Here is an 18,958-nt window from a genome sequence, read left to right as displayed (position 1 = left end):
TGATTCTTCAAGAGAGAACACTGAGAGAGAACACTGTGCCGCATACGATTCTGACCAATACCTGTGAGGGCATTGCTGATTGCGTTGATGCCTGCCCGGTTGCTTGCATCCATGAAGGGCCAGGCAAAAACGAAAAAGGGACAGACTGGTACTGGATCGACTTTGCTACCTGCATCGACTGCGGCATCTGCCTGCAAGTCTGCCCGGTAGAAGGGGCGATCGTGCCGGAAGAAAGACCCGATCTGCAAAACACGCCTGAGTAGGGTAAAAGATCTAACCGATCTGACCATTAAAGCGGGATTGCGGCTAGCCGCAATCCCGCTTTAATGGCTTATACCAGTTCTCCAAAGTAAGGGGATAGATGGTGTAAAGCTTGTAGAGGGTTCAACGGTAGGATATGGCAGTGGGATACAAGCTAGAGATTAAAGAGATCTCAAGCAACTGCTGCGAGGGGAAAAATGGCATCTGGTAAAGAACGAATTCAACTGTTGTACTTGTTGAAGATTAAGCAAGCCACATCATCCTGTTATTTCAATCCCCTCATTGTCTTGAGAACTGCTCTGCACTGGCTAAAAACTTGACTCAACCGTGATACCAAGCTGTTGAGCTTTGCTGCAAATCGCGTCAATGAGTCTAGTAACAGCTTAATTCACTGCCTCCTCCACAGAAGTTTATTGCTTTAATCCTTTTGCAACACAACCAAACTGAGTCCGTGGAGGAGTCATAGTGAAAGGGTTAGGCGATCGCTAGATCTTGCTCCTTGCGGATAAAAACAGCTGGTTGTTGTAGGTCATCAGACATATAAGCAACTGCCATATCCTGGGAGTTATATGCCCAGCCGATCTGCCCATCTCGGTCGAGCAAAATGCAGCCTGCTTCTCCCGGAACCCGCTGTTTTAGTACCTCAATTGCTTTCTCCGCCGCTTCTTCGGGATGGCAGGCGACGATTCCATCCATACTTGCAGCATTACCTGACAGAAAATCAACCGCCGTCTTCGCTAATACGACTGGAATGATCGACTCACCGTCGCCCGTCGTGGAGCAAGCACCCCGACCATCGGCATATAAGCCACAACCAACCAACGCTGTATCCCCAACGCGACCCTGATTTTGATCCGTTACTCCGCCTGTCGAAGTGCCAGCAACTAGTCTGCCATTGACATCTAGCGCTACACAGCCAACAGTGTTAGGACGATCTACAACTTCTGCCTCTTCTTCCCACTCCTGTTTTTGCTCCTCACTGACTAAATCCTCCTTAGCACACAGTTCCAGTCCATGCTCTAGAGCAAAGCGTTCCCCGCTACGGGCTACTAGCAGTCGAGGCTTATCTTCCATGACTTTGCGGGCCACGGAGATTGGATGACGGACTCCTTGCACTGCAGCTACAGATCCCCATCCGAAGTTCGTACTCTCCATGATTGCAGCATCAACCTCTACCTCTCCTTCACTGTTGAGGGTCGAGCCAAACCCTGCATTAAAGGTCTGGTCAGATTCGAGCACTCGAATGGCCGCCTCAACCGCATCTATGGCATCCCCGCCCCGTTGCAGAATTTCCCAGCCTGCCTGGACAGCTGCCAAACAACCGTCTTTATTGGGTTGTTCTTTACCTTTGGAGATAGTTTTTGCTCCACCATGCACAATAATTGCTACAGTCATGTTCTTTTACCAATCGGGTGTTCAGTTAATCAAAAAATTCTCAGTCCAGTTCAGACCGTGTTACCGCCACAAGCACAGTGACTAGCTTGCACGGAGACAGAATAAATCTCATTTAGCCTCTACCGCTGAGGGTGAGTGTCGCTAAAAGTGTTAGTGCAGCTACTCCTAACGCAGCGATCGCTTCTTGCTGCCACAATCGATTTTGCGCCTCTTTGAGCAAACTGGAGCGCTGTTTCTCGTCCGATGCCGTTGGAGGCACCAAAGATGACAACCACCTGCTGGTCTATAGGCTTCAGATTCATATTGCTATTCCAAAAGTTCTTGCGGCGATTAGCCTGGAAGCGATGTCGTATTTTATGAGTAACAGCGTAATGGTTGCCTTTTCGGTCAGACTCTACCGGAGGGACAAGTCCAGCTTCTCTGTGGATAGAATTGTGAGTTAAGTAAAGTGGTGTTTCGTAAACGAAGGCACTAATCCTAAACTTAGGTTTCAGCTTTCACAGGCAAATTGCCTGAGCAAATCCATCCTGATGAGTTCTCCGTTCGTGCAGCCCGTAGTGCCCCGCTGCCAACATTGAACTAGTTTTGAAGATGGCGATCGCCCTTTGTATACTCCAGCACAAGTAAAAGTAACATTAGCTGTCGTGTAGTTACTATTCTTAAAGTAGTGTAAACCACTTTTTTAAGGACGAATGCAATAGCCATTACACAATATATTTACAATAAATCTTCCTGGAGCAGTTGCCAGAGTAGGAACATAAAGCGAAGCTTCAGATTATCCATGAAACTTTAAAGATAAACTTCTTGTGTCACAACCTGAACAGACCATTTTAGTGACTGGAGGGGCAGGATACATTGGCTCCCACGCGGTACTAGCGCTACAAAGAGCAGGCTATCGAGTGATTGTGTTAGACAACCTCTCTGCGGGTCATCGAGAGCTAATAGAGCCATTGCAAGTTGAGTTGATTGTGGGAGATGTGAGCGATCGCCCCTTCCTTGACGACCTGTTTGCAACCCACTCGATTGCAGCAGTGATGCACTTCGCCGCCTACATCGCAGTGGGTGAGTCAGTAACAGACCCAGCGAAGTACTATCACAATAACGTCGTTGGCACACTGACCTTACTAGAAGCGATGGTGGCGGCATCGGTCAAAACTTTTGTTTTTTCCTCCACCTGTGCCCTGTACGGTGTACCAAAATTTGTTCCCATTACAGAAGAACATCCCCAAGATCCAATTAGTCCCTATGCCACGACGAAGTGGATGGTAGAGCGAATTCTGGCAGATTTTGACGCAGCGTATGGTTTAAAGTCAGTGCGATTTCGCTATTTCAACGCGGCAGGAGCTGACCCCGAAGGGTTACTTGGGGAAGACCATTCTCCTGAAACTCATCTAATTCCGCTGGTACTGTTAGCGGCTCTGGGAAAACTTCCCGCCATTAAGATTTTTGGTACGGATTACCCAACTGAAGACGGTACCTGTATCCGAGATTACATTCATGTTGCTGATTTGGCACAGGCGCACGTTTTAGGACTGAAGTATTTGCTGGACGGCGGGGATAGCGATGTGTTTAACCTGGGCAACGGCAGCGGGTTTTCAGTCAGGCAAGTGATTGAGGCAGCCCAACAGGTTACTGGGAAGGAAATTAAGACCCTGGAGAGCGATCGCCGCCCTGGAGATCCGTCCATTCTAGTAGGCAGCAGTGAAAAAGCTAGAAATATTTTGGGCTGGCAGCCGCAATATGCAGACCTAAACAAGATTTTGGCTCATGCATGGCAGTGGCACACCCATCGGCACGGGCAATCTTGAATGGAAAACCCATTTTCCCAACCTGACATTACTTTTGGGAATGCTAAGACAGATGGTGTTGAGCGCCGAGGCTGGTTTGTAGGGCACTTTGTCAACGCTGCTAACCTACGCTCAACCGAAATTCTAGAAGTAAAGTGGGGCATTCACGCAGAAGGAGATAGTCGCTCAGAGTGGAGCGTTAACCAAGTCGCAACGACGCTATCTATCCTGATCAAAGGACGCTTTCGCCTGCAATTTCCTGAGCAGGAGTGTCTATTGGCTGAGGAGGGCGATTACGTCATCTGGTCAGCAGGAGTGCCTCATACCTGGATTGCCGAACTGGCTTCTACGGTTGTTACAGTTCGCTACCCCTCGCTAGAAGGAGATAGCATAGAGAAAGCAGAGTAGAAGCAAGTTTGCCAAGATGACCAGGCCTTGTCAAGATGATGTATGGCCTTTATCTACTGACTCAAGCGAGGGAGCTGTTCCTTTGACATCTCCAGCTAAGTCTGCTAACAAAGGTTAAATCATAAATCAATAAGGGCACCCTTTCTTGAGCAGCTAGGGTTGAACTTGTAATGAAAACATTCGGTAAGTGCCTCGAAGACCGCTATCCTTGTCCCATTGGGACTGACGACGTTCTACAAACGCCTCTACAGGGGTACCCGCGCCCACAATTGCAGCGATCGCACTGGCTTTCTCTCAACGGGCAGTGGAAGTTTATGTTTGATGATGAAGGGCAGTACACCAAGCCCGACCAGATATCCAGTTGGAGTCATACTATCGAGGTTCCCTTTGCACCGGAATCTACCCAAAGTGGGATTGATGATCATGGCTTCCACCCCAACTGCTGGTACGAGCGAGAGTTTCTCTTGCCAGCTAAAGAAGGACGAGTACTGTTGCATTTCGGCGCAGTAGACTACCAAACACGGGTTTGGGTCAACGGTCAGTTCATGGCAGAACACGTAGGCGGACACACCCCGTTTAGCATGGACATCACGCCTGTCCTGAATGCTGATGGAGTGCAACGGGTTACCGTTTGGGCACAGGACGACCCTCACGATTTAGCAAAACCGCGCGGCAAGCAAGATTGGCAGCTTCAACCGCATAGCATTTGGTATCCACGCACTAGCGGCATTTGGCAAACCGTCTGGGTGGAACAGGTGCCAGAAACCTATATCGACCGTCTGCGCTGGACTCCCCATTTTGAGCGCTGGGAAATTGGCTTTGAAGCCTTTGTCACTGGGGAAGAGCAGGGCGACCTTCAGGTTAAAGTGCGGCTAACCGTAGGGCAACAGCTTCTTGTCAATGACACCTATGCTGTACTCAATGGAGAAATTCATCGCCGCATCGCGTTGTCTGACCCCGGTATTGACGATTACCGGAATGAATTGCTCTGGAGTCCTGAGAAGCCAACCCTCATCCATGCTGAGATTCAGCTTTGGCAGGACGGGCAGCTTTTAGATCAGGTGCAGTCCTACACCGCTATGCGAACTGTGGGAATTCAGCGCGATCGCTTCATGCTCAACGGACATCCCTACTACCTGCGTTTGGTGCTAGACCAGGGTTACTGGGAAGAAACACTCATGACCCCTCCCTCCGACGAAGCCCTGCGGAGAGATGTAGAGCTAGTGAAGCAAATGGGCTTCAACGGCGTCAGAAAGCACCAGAAAATCGAAGATCCTCGCTTTTTGTATTGGGCAGATGTGCTAGGGCTACTCGTCTGGGAGGAAATGCCCAGTGCTTATCGGTTTACCCCTAAAGCCGTTGAGCGCATGACCCGAGAATGGGCAGAAGTGATCGAGCGAGATGCCAGTCACCCCTGCATTGTCGTTTGGGTGCCGTTTAATGAGTCGTGGGGTGTGCCTGACCTGACTGCGACTCCCGCCCACCGCAACTACGTTCAAGCGCTTTACCACCTGACCAAGACGCTTGACCCGACTCGCCCTGTGATCGGTAACGATGGTTGGGAAAGTACAGCCACCGATATTTTGGCAATCCACGATTACGACAGTCATCCGCAACGGTTAGCAAACCGTTATGGTCCTGAAGTTAAGCTGTCTGACCTGTTCGATCGCCAGCGTCCGGGCGGGCGTATTCTCACCTTAGATGGCTACCCTCACCAGGGACAGCCGATTATGCTCACCGAGTTTGGTGGTATTGCCTACACACCCCCGGATGAGGCTCACAAAACCTGGGGCTATGCCCGATCTGACAACGCTTCTGAGTTTTATCAGCAGTACGCAGACTTGTTGAGAGTAATAAATCAGGTTGAGATCTTTAGCGGTTTCTGCTATACCCAGCTGACCGACACTTTCCAGGAAGCAAACGGGCTGCTCTACGCCGATCGCACTCCTAAGTTCGCATTAGAGGCGATCGCCGCTGCCACTCATGGTAGAGGCTTCAGCCCTGATGTCGTATCAGGGCAGTGGACACCCCCCTCCGAACAGCCTCAACTCGTGGCCCACTGCGGACCTAACGGTTGCTGAAGTTCGGGAGGAACAAGAAACAAAAACAACTGCGCCCACCCCAGTTCCTCTCCTGCGGGAGAAGGACTGGGGTGGGCGGAATTAGTACACCCTACTGGCTAGACCTACTGGCTAGACTAAGGATTAATCAGACCGTAATAAATCGCTGCGATAAAGAGAAGCGATGCCAGAAAAAGTCCTACAACAACCCTAAAACCTAGTGAATAAGCAGAAGCTTTGTTAACGTTTCCCCGATCCACTTGGACCTGTTCTAAGGGTATGGTCGATGTTCCTGAAACGTGTATTTGAGCGGAATAATCACGGTCGAGAGCTTCGCTCGTAGATTCTTTTGTTCTCTCTTTTGAATAACTCATTGTTCGCTTGCCACTTTAACCCGTGGTGGAATATGAAGAGTTCGCTTGAAAAGAAACAAGCGCCCAATCCAAAGGATCTCCGGGTTGGGCACTTATCAATGGTTAACGATGAGGAGTTAGCGACTTAAGCAAATCTACTGGCGGTTGAGGCTATCAGGAAGGCTGCATAAGTGAGAATGTAGCCAACCGTAAAGTGAATTAGACCGATCAACCATCCCTGAACAATGGACAGAGCAACAGGCTTATCCTTCCAGCGAACCAAGTTCGCTAAAGGCGTGCGTTCATGGGCCCAAACAAGAGTTTCAATTAACTCTTGCCAGTAACCTCTCCAGGTAATCAGGAACATGAAACCCGTCGCCCAAACTAAGTGTCCAAATAGGAACATCCAATCCCATACAGCAATATTGTTCATGCCGTAGGAGTTGTAGCCATTGATGATTGGCGCAGAATAGAGCCACAGATAATCCCGTAGCCAGCCCATCAAGTAGGTCGAACTTTCATTGAACTGAGCAACGTTGCCTGACCAAATGCCCAGATGTTTCCAGTGGAAGTAGAAAGTAACCCAGCCCAACGTATTCAGCATCCAGAACATTGCTAGGTAGAAAGACTGCTGCCACGCAGAAGACTGACAGGTGCCGCCCCGTCCAGGACCATCGCAGGGGAAGGAGAAGCCAAAGTCCTTTTTGTCAGGAAATAGCTTGGTTCCACGTGCATCCAGGGCACCCTTCACACAGATCAAGGTGGTAGTGTGCAGACCTAGGGCGATCGCATGGTGAACCAGAAAATCGCCAGGTCCAATGGTTAGGAAAAGAGAATTGGTACCACTGTTGATACCTCCTAGCCAACCCGGTAGCCAGACGTTGCCGTGATTTGGCCAAGCTGTAAAAGCGAGGCTGTCTGGGTTAGACAGAAGTGTGTCAAAGCCATACAGTGCTTTACCATGAGCAGCTTGAATGAACTGAGCAAACACAGGCTCAATCAAGATTTGCTTCTCAGGCGTACCAAAGGCAACTACCACGTCATTGTGAACATACAATGCCAGCGTATGGAAGCCCAGGAACAGCGATACCCAGCTTAGGTGAGAGATGATTGCCTCTTTGTGCTCCAGGACGCGAGCTAACACGTTGCCCTGGTTCTGAACGGGGTCATAGTCCCGCACCCAGAAGATCGCACCGTGAGCGAACGCACCAATCATTAGGAAGCCCGCAATGTACTGGTGATGGGTGTAGAGCGCTGCTTGAGTGGTGAAATCCCTGCCCATGAAAGCATAGGGTGGCATGGAGTACATGTGCTGAGCCACCAGAGACGTGACAACGCCCAGCGCCGCCAGGTGAATGCCTAGCTGGAAGTGCAGGGAGTTGTTGTAGGTATCGTACAAACCCTGGTGAGGCAAGTTAAACTGCCCTTCAGTTTTGATGCCGAAGAAGTTCTTGGCGTTCAACATCTCCTTGATGTTGTGACCAATCCCAAAGTTAGTGCGGTACATATGTCCCGCAATGATGAAGATCACGGCGATCGCCAAGTGGTGATGCGCCATGTCCGTCAACCACAGAGACTGAGTCTGAGGATGGAAACCACCCAAGAAGGTCAGAATTGCATCTCCAGCACCTTGAGAGGTGCTGAAAAGGTGATCAGGGGTGTCAGGATTCTGAGCATACACGCCCCAATTGCCCGTAAAGAATGGTTTTAGACCAGCGGGGTGAGGTGGGGTCGTCAGGAAGTTATTCCAGCCTACATGCTGTCCGCGAGACTCGGGGATGGCAACGTGGATCAAGTGACCTGCCCAAGCCAAGGAGCTAACCCCAAACAAACCAGCCAAGTGGTGGTTGAGTCGGGACTCAGCATTCTTAAACCAGGACAAGCTAGGACGGAACTTGGGCTGAAGGTGAAGCCAGCCAGCAAACAGAAAAACTGCTGCCAGTAACAACAGAAAAACTGCACCCATGTACAGTTCTCCATCGGTTCTCATGCCGATGGTGTACCACCAGTGGTAAACGCCCGAGTAGGCAATGTTAACCGGGCCAGAAGCACCACCTTGTGTGAAAGCATCAACGGCGGGTTGACCAAAGTGAGGGTCCCAGATCGCATGGGCGATCGGTTTAGTGTTCAGCGGATCTTTAATCCACTGCTCAAAGTTGCCTTGCCAGGCGACGTGGAAGAGGCTGCCAGATGTCCAGAGGAAGATGATTGCCAGGTGACCGAAGTGCGAGGCAAAAATCTTTTGGTAAAGATTCTCCTCGGTCATTCCGTCATGGCTTTCAAAGTCATGGGCGGTGGCAATCCCATACCAGATCCGACGTGTAGTCGGATCTTGAGCCAAGTCCTGGCTAAATTTTGGGAATTTAGTTGCCATATATTTTGCCTATTTCATCCTTTAAGCTATGGCGCATTATTCTTGAGTTGAACCACCGTATCTTGTGGCTAAACGTCCACTGAAGTGAGTTATTAAGTTATCTCTCAGACAAGCTCCAAACGCTGCTGCAAAGGGAACTAAACGGCTAGCGTTCTGTAACTATGTTTCGATTAGCCGATCTCAACGGTTATACCTTTCCTCCTATAACCACAGAAGGAGAGCTATTTAGCTAATTACTCTACCGACTACCGCTTTATCTCAGGTCTGACTTAGGAAGGAGTATTGCATTACAGGATTTTGTGATACCAAACACTATCTATATTTTTCTAAGAAACGTAAATTTTGTTGAATTCCTGTTTCTTAAACAAACAAATTGTGTGTCCCATCCAAGCGGTGCGCAATGCTTACTCTGCCAATGCTTAATGACGTTTCTTTAAAAAAGAGGCTACAGATGGAAGGGCACCTCGCGCCGCAGGGTGCCCTTCCATCTGTAACCCTAGTTTTTGGAATTGGTATAGTGCCAAGTTGGAGATTAAGTATGAAGTTGAAACAGGCTGTTGTTTACTGGGTTGGTTGATAGCGTTAGCACCACAATCTCTTAGCTATTTCTATTACCCATGCTTATCATCTGCGGTGTCCAGGTAGGTCCGTTGCAACGTGGACCTTCTGGTGTCCAGACCAGCTTATCCAGACACAGTCGGCGGGCAGTTCGGTTTGTATCCCAAGCGTGGTAGACGATGTATTCAGTTTGGCGATCGGGAGCTAGCACAATGGAGTTGTGTCCTGGACCTAAAACTCGGTGAGCAACGGTTCGTAACACTCGCGGACCTGCCTCATTGCCTGCGTCAGAGTAAGGCCCCATCACTTGGTCGGCAACGCCATAATCCACTCCATAGTTTTCTGTTTCCCAGCGTCCACCACTATAAAAGCAGTAATAGCGCCCCTCATGCTTGCGAACCGACGCACCTTCGAGGGTATGCCAATCATAGGTGCCGCCGTACATCGGGCGATTCTCCAGAAACCGCTGCCAATCCTGATGAGCGCGTAGGACGACTTTTGCCTCTCCTGCTAGCTTGGTCATGCTTTCCAGGCGGTCTACCATTAGTGCAGTTCCGGCTCGTGCATCTCCTTCGGTATCTAGGAAATCACAAGCATAAAATAGATACCATTGCCCGTCGTCATCTTGAAATGGATGGGGGTCGATCGCAAAGGGATAAGGCTCTGCTTCCAGGAGTGGCTTGCCGATATCTTGGTAGGGACCAAGGGGGCGATCGCTAGTTGCTACCCGCAACTGGTGATTTTTGTCCTCATGCCCGACAGAGTAGTAAAGATAAAAGGTGCCATCCCAGTAGGCAACTTCGGGTGCCCAAAAGTTATTGCCAAGGGAAGCATCGGGTCGCAGCATAGCTCGTCCGGCGGACTGCCAGTCCACCAAATTGTGAGAGCGTAGAAGTGGAAAGACGCGCTGTTCGCCAGCTTCATCTACTTCTCCTTCGGCTTCGGCTTCCCCCGTGCCGATCGCGTAATAAACCCCTTGATACTCCCAAACAAACGGGTCAGCAAAGTAGCTGGGATAAACTGGATTGGTGTAAGCGAGTGTAGTAGACTCTATTGGCGTGGATTGTGACATTGTTACTTTCCTTGAAGCTACCGAGTGCAGGAGTACTAAAACTGTAAGTAAAATGCGGCAATAATTTCGCTAAACAGAATTGCACTGATATCAACCAGTGCGCTTATTCCTTATCATAGAAGGCGCAATTTACCGCTCGGTACACTTTGTAACATCAAGGTTGGTGCTAACACTTCGAAAAGTGAATGCGAAACAGAGTAAAGCAAACGTGGGGGTGGGCAATGCCCACCCCCACGTTTGCTTTACTCTAGTCGGTTCTTAATACTTAAAATTGATGTAACTTTCAGCTTTTTCTGGCAATTGATCTACCACTTCACAGCGGAGTAATTGCTGGGTTTGCTCTGGTAAGCTCTCGTAATAGTCTTGCGTTACGGTCAAATCAACCTTGGGAGTATGTAACCAGTGCATCACGTAACCCATCACAACCATTGGACGAGGTTGTTCCGTTTGGTTAGGTGAGCCTCGGTGTAGTGCCAGGGGCGATCGGATCATCACGTCTCCTGGCTTTAGGTAGAAAGACTCCAACGGAATTTCGCCAGCCGTGACTTTGACTAACCCTTCTTCACGGGGAAGAACATGAGTACCACGGGCCATTTGAAAAGGACCATTGTCTGCAGTTACTTCAACGAGCGGAAAATTTACCGCCACTGCATATAAAGGCGTAACGATTTGATCCGAGAAAAGCGGGCGAAAATCCCGATGAATTTCTTGATAATCTGAGCCTTTTGTTGGAATATCAACCCCCAACTGAACCAGGCGATATTCCTGATGAAAAACTCGATTTAGCACAGCCAAAATTACCGGATTGGCAAACACCTCCGTATTTGCAAAGGGGGCAACCCAGGGCAGGGTTAAATAGTAGCGAGCTTGCTCACGCGGGGCTAATCCGCCTGGTTGGTTTTGGCGCTGCTCAAAGAGTTGGTTGAAGGCTTCTGCCCACTCTTTAATCAGTTGCGGATCGAAAAGTTGACGAATAATGCAGATTCCATCTCGATTCAGGTCTTCGGCAAGCTGATTGAAATCTGCTGTTGTGAATTTAGTAACACCTGTAGCTTGAATCATTTCACTATTTGCTGAACTCGGGCATTAAATCTAGATGCTGCCCTTGGGGGCAGACTGAATAGAGAAGTAGCGCTCTATACACTTTCAATTATTCCCCTGGATAGAAGCAATGGGGCGATTGCCAATCAAATTGTAAAAAAAGTTTGAAATACCTCTCCCAATGGGGTGAACCATTAGGAAATTTAGCCAAGAAATTGTTGGATCAAATCATAAAAAGTGTGTTTATTATCACGAATTCCTGTTACAAAGAACCCGTCTTTAAGGGAATGTGTGAAACAGCTTGAAACGTAAAGCTTGATATATCCTCTATTTGTGTCCAGAGATGTATTCTCAGGAGTTGTCCAAGCCGGATGGTCGAGCGTTGACTTTGTACAGTCGTACTCCAATTGCGACAGGCATTCAGGCTCCCAGTCCAAGTAATGAACCTGTGCAGGCAAATCCCCATTTGCGTTGGCATCCGCTGCGGGGTGAGTGGGTTGCCTATGCCAGTCATCGACAGGGGCGCACGTTTATGCCGCCCCCGGAGTACAATCCGCTGGCTCCAACTCACAATCCTCAATTTCCGACTGAGCTTCCCCAAGGCAAATATGATGTGGCGGTGTTTGAAAACCGTTTTCCATCAATGACTCCAGCGGCTCACGATGCACCTCCTGAAATTGTCGAAACCTTGCCTTCTAACGGAGCCTGTGAAGTGGTGGTCTTTACTCAAGACCCCCAAGCTTATCTCGGTTCTCTAGAGGTGGATCATTTGGAACTGCTATTGGAGGTGTGGGGCGATCGCACCCGTCACTTAGGAAATATCTCTCAAATTCAGTACGTGCTGCCCTTCGAGAATAAAGGGGTAGAAGTCGGCGTGACGCTACACCATCCGCACGGACAAATTTATGCATATCCGTTTGTGCCACCTGTTCCTGCGCGGATGCAGTCCTGCCAGCAAACCTATTACGACCAGCACCAGCAGGGGCTGTTACAAGACCTGATTCAACAGGAAATTAAGGACAATCAGCGAATTTTATATCGAGATGAGTGGGCGATCGCCTTTGTACCGGTGTGTGCTCGCTACCCCTATGAAGTTTGGATTGCCCCCATTCAACCCGTGCCAGGTTTTTTAGAACTCACTTCAGAGCAGCGTGGGGGACTGGCTAGAGCCATCAAAACAGTCACCTTGAAATATGACGGACTGTGGAATCGTCCTTTTCCCTATTTGATGGCATGGTTTCAGGCTCCTACCGATGGTCAACCTCATCCAGAATGGCATCTCCATGCTGAGTTTTACCCTCCTTACCGCACTTCAGAACGGCTGAAATATCTAGCAGGAACCGAATTGGCAGCCGGAATGTTTGCCAACGATGCACTACCAGAGGAAAAAGCAAAGGAATTACAGGCTGTAAATGTCAATTTGGAGGAATTACACACTGTATAAGAGGGCGTTTGGAAAGTAGCAAATTCCGTAGGTTGGGTGAAGCGAATGCGGAACCCAACAGAGGCAAAATGCGAACAGGCGTAGGTTGGGTAAAGCGAAGGTAGAGCTACGAGACTAGGCAAATGTTGGGTTCCGCTTTGCTTCACCCAACCTACATCAGAGAGTTTGTTAGTCAAACAACTTTTATCATTTTTATTCATTTATATTCACGTTAAACCAATGATTTCTGCCTCAGTTCAAAACTCGTCATTTAACACTCACTATGCCGCCGAAATTGCTCGCAAACTAGAGCTGATGCGGGCGGCTCTAAGCGATGGAGTGACAGGGCTACGACTGCGCGGCACAGATTGGTTTTCTTGGGCAACTGCCGGAGCAACACACACTGTTTTGCTTGCAGCGGAAACTGGAGCCGCAGAAATTTTAGTAACGTCTGAGGGTGCCTGGTTGTTGACCGATGAAATTGAAGCCCAGCGGTTTATAGATGAGGAACTTCCGGGACGAGATGAGTCTGCTGGAGGTTATAAACTCTTTGCTCACCCCTGGGCTGATTCAACCGCACGAGACACTTTTGTGCAAGAGGTGGCTGGTGGCGGAAAGATTCTGAGTGACAAACCCTCTACGTCATCAGATTTTACTGAGCTTCCGATTCCGGCATCCCTAATCACCCACAAGCGAGTCATGATGCCTAGCGAACTGGAGCGATATCGACTAGTTGGGCGGTTAGCCAGTGAAGCGATGACAGAAGTATTACTTGAAGCGCAACCAGACTGGACAGAATATCAACTCGCCGGAGCCGGAGCAAGAGCAATGTGGGCAAGGGGACTACATCCCGCGCTAACCCTAGCAGCAGGGGAGAAACGATTGCCTCTCTATCGCCATCCTGTCCCTAAGCATGAGGCACTTGGGCGAGTCGCCATGCTGGTCTTTTGTGCGCGGGGCTATGGCTTGGTTGCTAGTCTGACCCGCTTCGTTTACTTTGGTGGATTGTCATTGGAGCAGGCGAAGTTACATCAGCAGGTGCGAGAAGTAGAAGCAGCAACACTGGATGCGTCTAAGCCCGGTGTGTCTTTGCGGGAAGTGTATGAGGCGATCGCCCAGTCCTATACCCAGCAAGGCTATCCTCACGCCATTCAGGAACATCATCAGGGCGGCACCGCAGGCTATCTGGCGCGAGAAGTGATTGCAACGCCTACCAGCACCGATTCCTTAGCCGAAAACATGGTTCTAGCCTGGAATCCTAGCCTGTCAGGAGCAAAAGTTGAAGATACCTTTGTGCTTTCTAATGGCGGTTTGAAAAATCTCACCCTTGACCCTAACTGGCAAAGCATCGATGTGAATGGACGTGCCAGACCCTTACCTCTAGAACGGTGAGAAATATACGAGGACGGGCGGTCTGCCTACCTCACACTCAAAACAGGCAGGTTGTGACTTATGGACTTTCAACAGATCTTTAATGCAGCACCCACAGTCCAGTCCAGTGCTCCGGGACGAGTAAACCTGCTGGGTGAACACACTGATTACAATGATGGCTTTGTTTTACCGACGGCAATTCCCCAGGAAACAACCGTTTATTTAGGGCTTAGCCCAAACAATCAACACCACCTTTATTCTGCGGAACTGGAAGAATGGGTTGACATTACCGATTCAAACATGGACTCCTCCCTAAAGCCGCAAGGGTTCGCCAGTTACGTAGTTGGCTGCATTCGCATGTTGGAACAAGTAGGACACTCGATCCCACCTGTGAACATATTTATCACTTCGGCTGTGCCCATTGGTTCTGGGCTGTCGAGCAGCGCCGCACTAGAAGTTGCGACCTTACGAGGATTGCGATCGCTCCTCCACCTCGACTTAGACGATGTAAAAATCGCTCAACTAGGACAGCAGGCAGAAATTCAGTATGCCGGGGTTAACTGCGGCATTATGGATCAAATGGCATCCAGTTTGGCAGATCCTCAACACCTGCTGTTTTTGGATACTCGAACGCTCGAACGCCAAAAGATTCCGCTTCCTCAAGATACAGAAGTTGTTGTAATCGATAGCGGCATTCCTCGGCAACTGGCAACTAGCGGGTACAACCAACGTCGAGCAGAATGTGAAGAAGCAGCCCGGCTATTGCAGGTCAAAGCACTCAGAGATGTAACTGACCCGGAAACTGTAGAAACCTTGCCCGAACCTTTGCGGCGACGGGCACGTCATGTGGTAACCGAAGACAATCGAGTATTGGAAGCGCGTCAAGGCGTTTCAGCAGAACGGTTTGGTGAGTTGATGAATGATTCTCACGCTAGCCTCCGAGATGATTACGAAGTATCCGTAGCCGGACTTGATCAGCTTGTAGAACTTCTGCAAAAAACACCTGGTGTATTAGGGGCACGGTTAACCGGAGCCGGATTTGGTGGCGCATGTGTGGCTCTGGTAACTGCTGGAAGAGGAGAAGCGATCGCCCACGAAGTTCTCGAAAACTACAACAAATTAGGCTATTTAGGACATATCCTGGTTCCAGAGTAAAACCAACCCTCTGTACAGCTTTGATAGACGATTACTGTGGCTTTCCTAAGTGAAAGAAAGCAGTTGTCACTCTATGCCCACTCGCGAAAGAAGCTAAAGTTCTGCCAGTCAGCGGCTGTGCGTTGCTCGATTGCAGTTATTTCTTCACTTGTTAAGGGTTGAAATGTTTGAGCTACAGTAACGTTGTGTTCTAACTGCTGCACGGTTTCTGCGGCAATGATGCAGCAGTGTACTCCTGATTGAGACAAAGCATATCCCATTGCCTGACGCATTCCATCTACAGCTTCCGTTTCGATTAGCCGACCATAGGCAGGAACCTTCATTGCAATCAACCCTGTGTTGTGTTGCTGAGCAGTAGGCAAGACTTCTGTGATAAATGGGCTAGCAGTATGTTTATCAGCAGCATTAACCGGAATCAAGGCTGTATCAAACGGGTAACGACGTAACCCCTCAGCAATGATTGCTGGGTTGTAGTGTCCTGTGATGCCAATGAAACGAATGATTCCTTGCTGGCGTGCCTCCTCTGCGGCTTTGATTGCACCTTGCTGCTGATCTAGCAGAGTGTTCAAATCCCAATCGTATGTCAGAGCATGAAACTGCCAAAGATCAAGATAGTCCGTTTGTAAACGCTGGAGAGACTGCTCTAAGTCTTGCCATGCACCATCCCGATCTCGGTGGCCTGTTTTGCTGGCTAAAAATAAGTTTGCTCGATGAGAAGGTAAAACTTTTCCCAACCTTTCTTCACTGGGGCCGTAGCTAGAAGCAGTATCAAAGTAACGAATTCCCAAGTTTAAGGCTCGTTCGATGATGGCGATCGCCTCTTGCTCTTCTCCAGCACGAGATAGCGGAGTACGACCCGCTCCTCCCAAGCCCAAAATTGGTATATTAACCTCGGTACGTCCGAGCACTTGTTGGGGAATTTCTACTGGAGCAGAAGGTGTAGATGACGAAGTAGCAGGCTCAGAAAGTATAGAGGATGAGTCGTTTTGTACTTGGGCTGTTGTAGTCGTCTGAGATTGTTGGCAAGCCCCATTACTCACTGCTCCACCTGCCGCAATCACGCTGGTAATCAGGAAATTCCGCCGCGTTGTTTTAGAGCTTGCCATAGTTCACCTTTAATGAATGGTAAATATTACTCAATCATCGTTCTTATACCTTTTCGATCGAAAACGGTTATAGATGAAAAGGCACCTCACTTAGCGGGGTGCCTTTTCATCTGTAGCCTTAGTTCTTGGAATTGGTATTACGGTTCTGCTCAGCCGTCAGCTTTGCAGCATCTGGCGTAGTGATATCTGGCTTGGATATACCTGCTTCATGAATATCTCCAGTATTAGGGTCTTGCTTTTCCCCTTTGCCGGGAACAGCATCTAGCTCAGTTTGAGGAAGTTGTTCTAAGCCAAGGGATTCATCCTGTTGTTCATCAGACATCTTAACTTCTCCTTTAATGTGGCTTCGCCACTTATTTTTACTCCTTACCCATTACACTGACTGTCGCTCGCGCAAATAACGGGCGATCGCTTGATCCAACTCAGGCAACAAGGTACCCCGTTCGCTACCCAGAGCACTGTAAACTGGGCGAGGGGCAACCCAGCCAAGTGAGTGAGATGGACGGGCTTCGATGCGGCTAACATCCATGCCTGCTAGCTTCGCAGTGAGTTGGGCTAGCTCTGCCCAGGCGATCGCTCCCGGATTCGCTAGATGCCACAGACCACACTCACCATCAATTAACAGATCAAGAGTGGTGTTAACCAAATCAGGAACATAAGTGGGAGAAACAATCGCATCATTCGCAGCAACAAATGGATTTCCATCCGCAAGCGTCTGCAACAGGATCGTGAGGAAGTTATGACGATCCCAGGGCCCAAAAAAGGCACTAGTGCGAATCACCAGTGAACAAGGATGGGTCTGCAACACCCACTTTTCGGCAACAGCTTTGCTGTGTCCATACACGTTGAGCGGTGAAACTTGATGGCTTTCTAGATAAGGCTTTGTGTGAGTACCATCAAACACCAGATCAGAGGAGAAAGTCACCAACCCAACACTTCGTTCAACACAAGCCTGTGCTAGAATTGCGGCTCCATCAGCGTTAATTTTCTGACATAGATGAGGTTCACGTTCGGCATCATCAACTCGCACATATCCTGCTGTGTTGATCACAGCCCAGGGTCTTAATTCGTCTAGCGATCGCTCCACTGATTGAATATCTGTAATGTTCATTTCCTGTCGAGTTAACAGTCGATAGGGAATGCCTCGGATATCACAGATTCGAGCAAATGCTTGTCCTAGTGTTCCGGTTGCACCCGTGATTACGAGTGGAGAGAGAGAGTCATGACGTGCTGGGGAAGTAGTGGATGATGAGAAATTACAGTTAACAGCGGGGTAGAACAAGCGTTCTGGGCGTTGCCACCATCCTGGTGTTTCGAGGATAGGGTGCTCGTAAGTTTTGCCTTGGGAGAAATGGCTCACCATTGTAGCCAAAGCAGTGGCACGAGGGGTAGGCGATCGCAAATCAAACACACCCGGTTCGTAGAAGTTATTGGCACGAGTGACCAAACTGTTCCAGTCATAGGCTCCTAGTAACGACCAAGCCGTGATCGCCCGGATGTCTGCTCCTTCGCCGCGTAACTGTTGCGCTGCCTCCCAGGCTTGCTTGAGCCAGCGCAACTGCTCCTCACGGGTACAACATAGGTGAACTTCTGTCACCGCAACTGGGAGTTGATATCGTTCCCAAGTTTCTCGTAGCAGGCGATAATGTCCAGCGACTCCCTCTCCACAAACCCGCACAGCTTCTACATCAGCGTATTCGTGCTGACCGTTACCACCGTGAAAGTGAGTTGGATATTTTTCCAACTGTTCATCGAGTAGGCGATCGCTCGTCAGGTAATAGTTGATGCCAACAATATCTGGCGGGCAGGGATGCTCTAGGAACCATTCCAATTCAGCCGCCTCAATGTCAGCCTGACAAAAGTAATGCCAGAGTGGATGATCTGGATTAATCCGACCGCAGAGCAAATCCAGGCTCAACCAGCGGCGTTGATTTTCCAGGTCTGCCTGGTATGCCAGCAGGGGTGTGCTAAACGTTTTGCCCATGTCCTCAGTTTGCACCAGTTGCGCGTCAGGATTGACCTGACGGACGGCTTGCATGGAAAGAGCAACGCTGCGGCACTGAACCAGCAAAGCACGCAGAAAGGTGCGATCGTCGCGACCGTGCGGATACCAGTGTCCGTACAGTCCGCTAAATCGAGCAGTTGTGAGCGGTTCATTCACGGGTGTGTAGTGAGTCACCCAAGGATAGCGATCGCTCACCGCATGGGCAAACTCCGCCAGCCGCTCTGGAAATGCTGGATCAATCAAACTGGTATCCCGTGGGCCACTGCCATGATGCACCAATCCTACAATTGGACAAATCCCCAACTCCCGCAGCCGTTCCAACCGTTCATCGGTCCAAGTCCAATCTGCCTTTTCCAATCCGTTTGGAGCAACCCGTTCCCACAGCACTGGATAGCGAATGGCACGAATGCCTAATGCAGCAAAGCGATCGAGGTCATTTAGCCTCGTCGCGTGACCATTGCGCTCCAACTGATCAAAATACTCATCACCCACACGATTAACCGTACACTCCACTCCAGCCCACATCTCCAAAGGTGGAAGTGAGAGAGGTTCCAAGTTCATCAACGATTCTCCTAGTTAAATTTGATCT

15 protein-coding genes and 1 pseudogene are annotated in these 18,958 nt (G+C 49.5%); 7 read left to right on the top strand and 9 right to left on the bottom strand.

Annotated features, from left to right (window positions below; genetic code table 11):
* Positions 1 to 35: 35 nt before the first annotated feature.
* A complete protein-coding gene (locus H6F88_RS27485; RefSeq protein WP_190646000.1) occupies positions 36 to 263 on the top strand; it encodes a 4Fe-4S dicluster domain-containing protein in 228 nt (75 codons plus the stop codon).
* A gap of 472 nt (positions 264 to 735) precedes the next feature.
* Here the strand turns inward: H6F88_RS27485 and H6F88_RS27480 are convergent, their stop codons facing one another.
* Both H6F88_RS27480 and H6F88_RS27475 read right to left on the bottom strand, forming a co-directional pair.
* Positions 736 to 1,656, bottom strand: a complete 921-nt coding sequence (locus H6F88_RS27480) for an isoaspartyl peptidase/L-asparaginase family protein (protein WP_190645999.1) — start codon at positions 1,654 to 1,656, stop codon at positions 736 to 738.
* 176 nt (positions 1,657 to 1,832) lie between these two features.
* Positions 1,833 to 1,958: pseudogene (locus tag H6F88_RS27475) on the bottom strand (SDR family NAD(P)-dependent oxidoreductase); the annotation flags it as partial.
* 504 nt (positions 1,959 to 2,462) lie between these two features.
* Here H6F88_RS27475 and galE point away from each other — a divergent pair.
* The 3 genes from galE to H6F88_RS27460 all read left to right on the top strand — a co-directional run bounded on the left by galE (position 2,463) and on the right by H6F88_RS27460 (position 5,932).
* The gene (gene galE, locus H6F88_RS27470) at positions 2,463 to 3,464 is read left to right on the top strand and encodes a UDP-glucose 4-epimerase GalE (protein ID WP_190645997.1); all 1,002 of its coding nucleotides are present in this window, start codon (positions 2,463 to 2,465) and stop codon (positions 3,462 to 3,464) included.
* Complete coding sequence (locus tag H6F88_RS27465; protein ID WP_190645996.1) at positions 3,465 to 3,851, top strand: signal peptidase I; 387 nt, start codon at positions 3,465 to 3,467, stop codon at positions 3,849 to 3,851. It begins immediately after the preceding gene.
* A gap of 170 nt (positions 3,852 to 4,021) precedes the next feature.
* Positions 4,022 to 5,932, top strand: a complete 1,911-nt coding sequence (locus tag H6F88_RS27460; RefSeq protein WP_190645995.1) for a glycoside hydrolase family 2 TIM barrel-domain containing protein — start codon at positions 4,022 to 4,024, stop codon at positions 5,930 to 5,932.
* A 116-nt stretch (positions 5,933 to 6,048) separates the two neighbouring features.
* Here the strand turns inward: H6F88_RS27460 and H6F88_RS32945 are convergent, their stop codons facing one another.
* From H6F88_RS32945 to H6F88_RS27445, 4 genes are all read right to left on the bottom strand, one after another.
* Positions 6,049 to 6,285, bottom strand: coding sequence for a hypothetical protein (locus H6F88_RS32945; protein ID WP_206756472.1), 237 nt, complete (start codon positions 6,283 to 6,285; stop codon positions 6,049 to 6,051).
* A gap of 124 nt (positions 6,286 to 6,409) precedes the next feature.
* Positions 6,410 to 8,638 (bottom strand): photosystem I core protein PsaB, encoded by a 2,229-nt coding sequence (psaB, locus tag H6F88_RS27455; RefSeq protein WP_190645994.1) that lies wholly within the window; start codon positions 8,636 to 8,638, stop codon positions 6,410 to 6,412.
* Positions 8,639 to 9,236: 598 nt separating this feature from the next.
* Entirely contained in the window at positions 9,237 to 10,268 is a 1,032-nt protein-coding gene (locus H6F88_RS27450) for a glycoside hydrolase family 43 protein (protein WP_190645993.1), read from the bottom strand.
* A 258-nt stretch (positions 10,269 to 10,526) separates the two neighbouring features.
* On the bottom strand, positions 10,527 to 11,330 hold the full coding sequence (locus tag H6F88_RS27445) for a phytanoyl-CoA dioxygenase family protein (protein WP_190645992.1): 804 nt from the start codon (positions 11,328 to 11,330) through the stop codon (positions 10,527 to 10,529).
* A gap of 322 nt (positions 11,331 to 11,652) precedes the next feature.
* Here H6F88_RS27445 and galT point away from each other — a divergent pair, with 322 nt between their 5' ends.
* The 3 genes from galT (at position 11,653) to galK (ending at position 15,258) form a co-directional block, all read left to right on the top strand.
* The gene (gene galT, locus H6F88_RS27440) at positions 11,653 to 12,753 is read left to right on the top strand and encodes a galactose-1-phosphate uridylyltransferase (RefSeq protein ID WP_190645991.1); all 1,101 of its coding nucleotides are present in this window, start codon (positions 11,653 to 11,655) and stop codon (positions 12,751 to 12,753) included.
* A gap of 219 nt (positions 12,754 to 12,972) precedes the next feature.
* Positions 12,973 to 14,124, top strand: a complete 1,152-nt coding sequence (locus tag H6F88_RS27435; protein WP_190645990.1) for a M24 family metallopeptidase — start codon at positions 12,973 to 12,975, stop codon at positions 14,122 to 14,124.
* A gap of 60 nt (positions 14,125 to 14,184) precedes the next feature.
* A complete protein-coding gene (gene galK, locus H6F88_RS27430; RefSeq protein WP_190645989.1) occupies positions 14,185 to 15,258 on the top strand; it encodes a galactokinase in 1,074 nt (357 codons plus the stop codon).
* A gap of 71 nt (positions 15,259 to 15,329) precedes the next feature.
* Here galK and H6F88_RS27425 read toward each other — a convergent pair whose 3' ends face one another.
* From H6F88_RS27425 to H6F88_RS27415, 3 genes are all read right to left on the bottom strand, one after another.
* Complete coding sequence (locus tag H6F88_RS27425; RefSeq protein ID WP_190645988.1) at positions 15,330 to 16,364, bottom strand: aldo/keto reductase; 1,035 nt, start codon at positions 16,362 to 16,364, stop codon at positions 15,330 to 15,332.
* Between the two features lie 118 nt (positions 16,365 to 16,482).
* Positions 16,483 to 16,686 (bottom strand): hypothetical protein, encoded by a 204-nt coding sequence (locus H6F88_RS27420; protein WP_190645987.1) that lies wholly within the window; start codon positions 16,684 to 16,686, stop codon positions 16,483 to 16,485.
* Between the two features lie 51 nt (positions 16,687 to 16,737).
* Positions 16,738 to 18,930 (bottom strand): family 1 glycosylhydrolase, encoded by a 2,193-nt coding sequence (locus H6F88_RS27415; protein WP_190645986.1) that lies wholly within the window; start codon positions 18,928 to 18,930, stop codon positions 16,738 to 16,740.
* Positions 18,931 to 18,958: the final 28 nt, after the last annotated feature.

This window comes from Oculatella sp. FACHB-28 (genome assembly GCF_014696015.1).
Classification (GTDB): Bacteria; Cyanobacteriota; Cyanobacteriia; order Elainellales; family Elainellaceae; genus JAAUTN01.
Note: the sequence above shows the minus strand (reverse complement) of the source record. Positions and strands in the feature narration are given on the sequence as shown.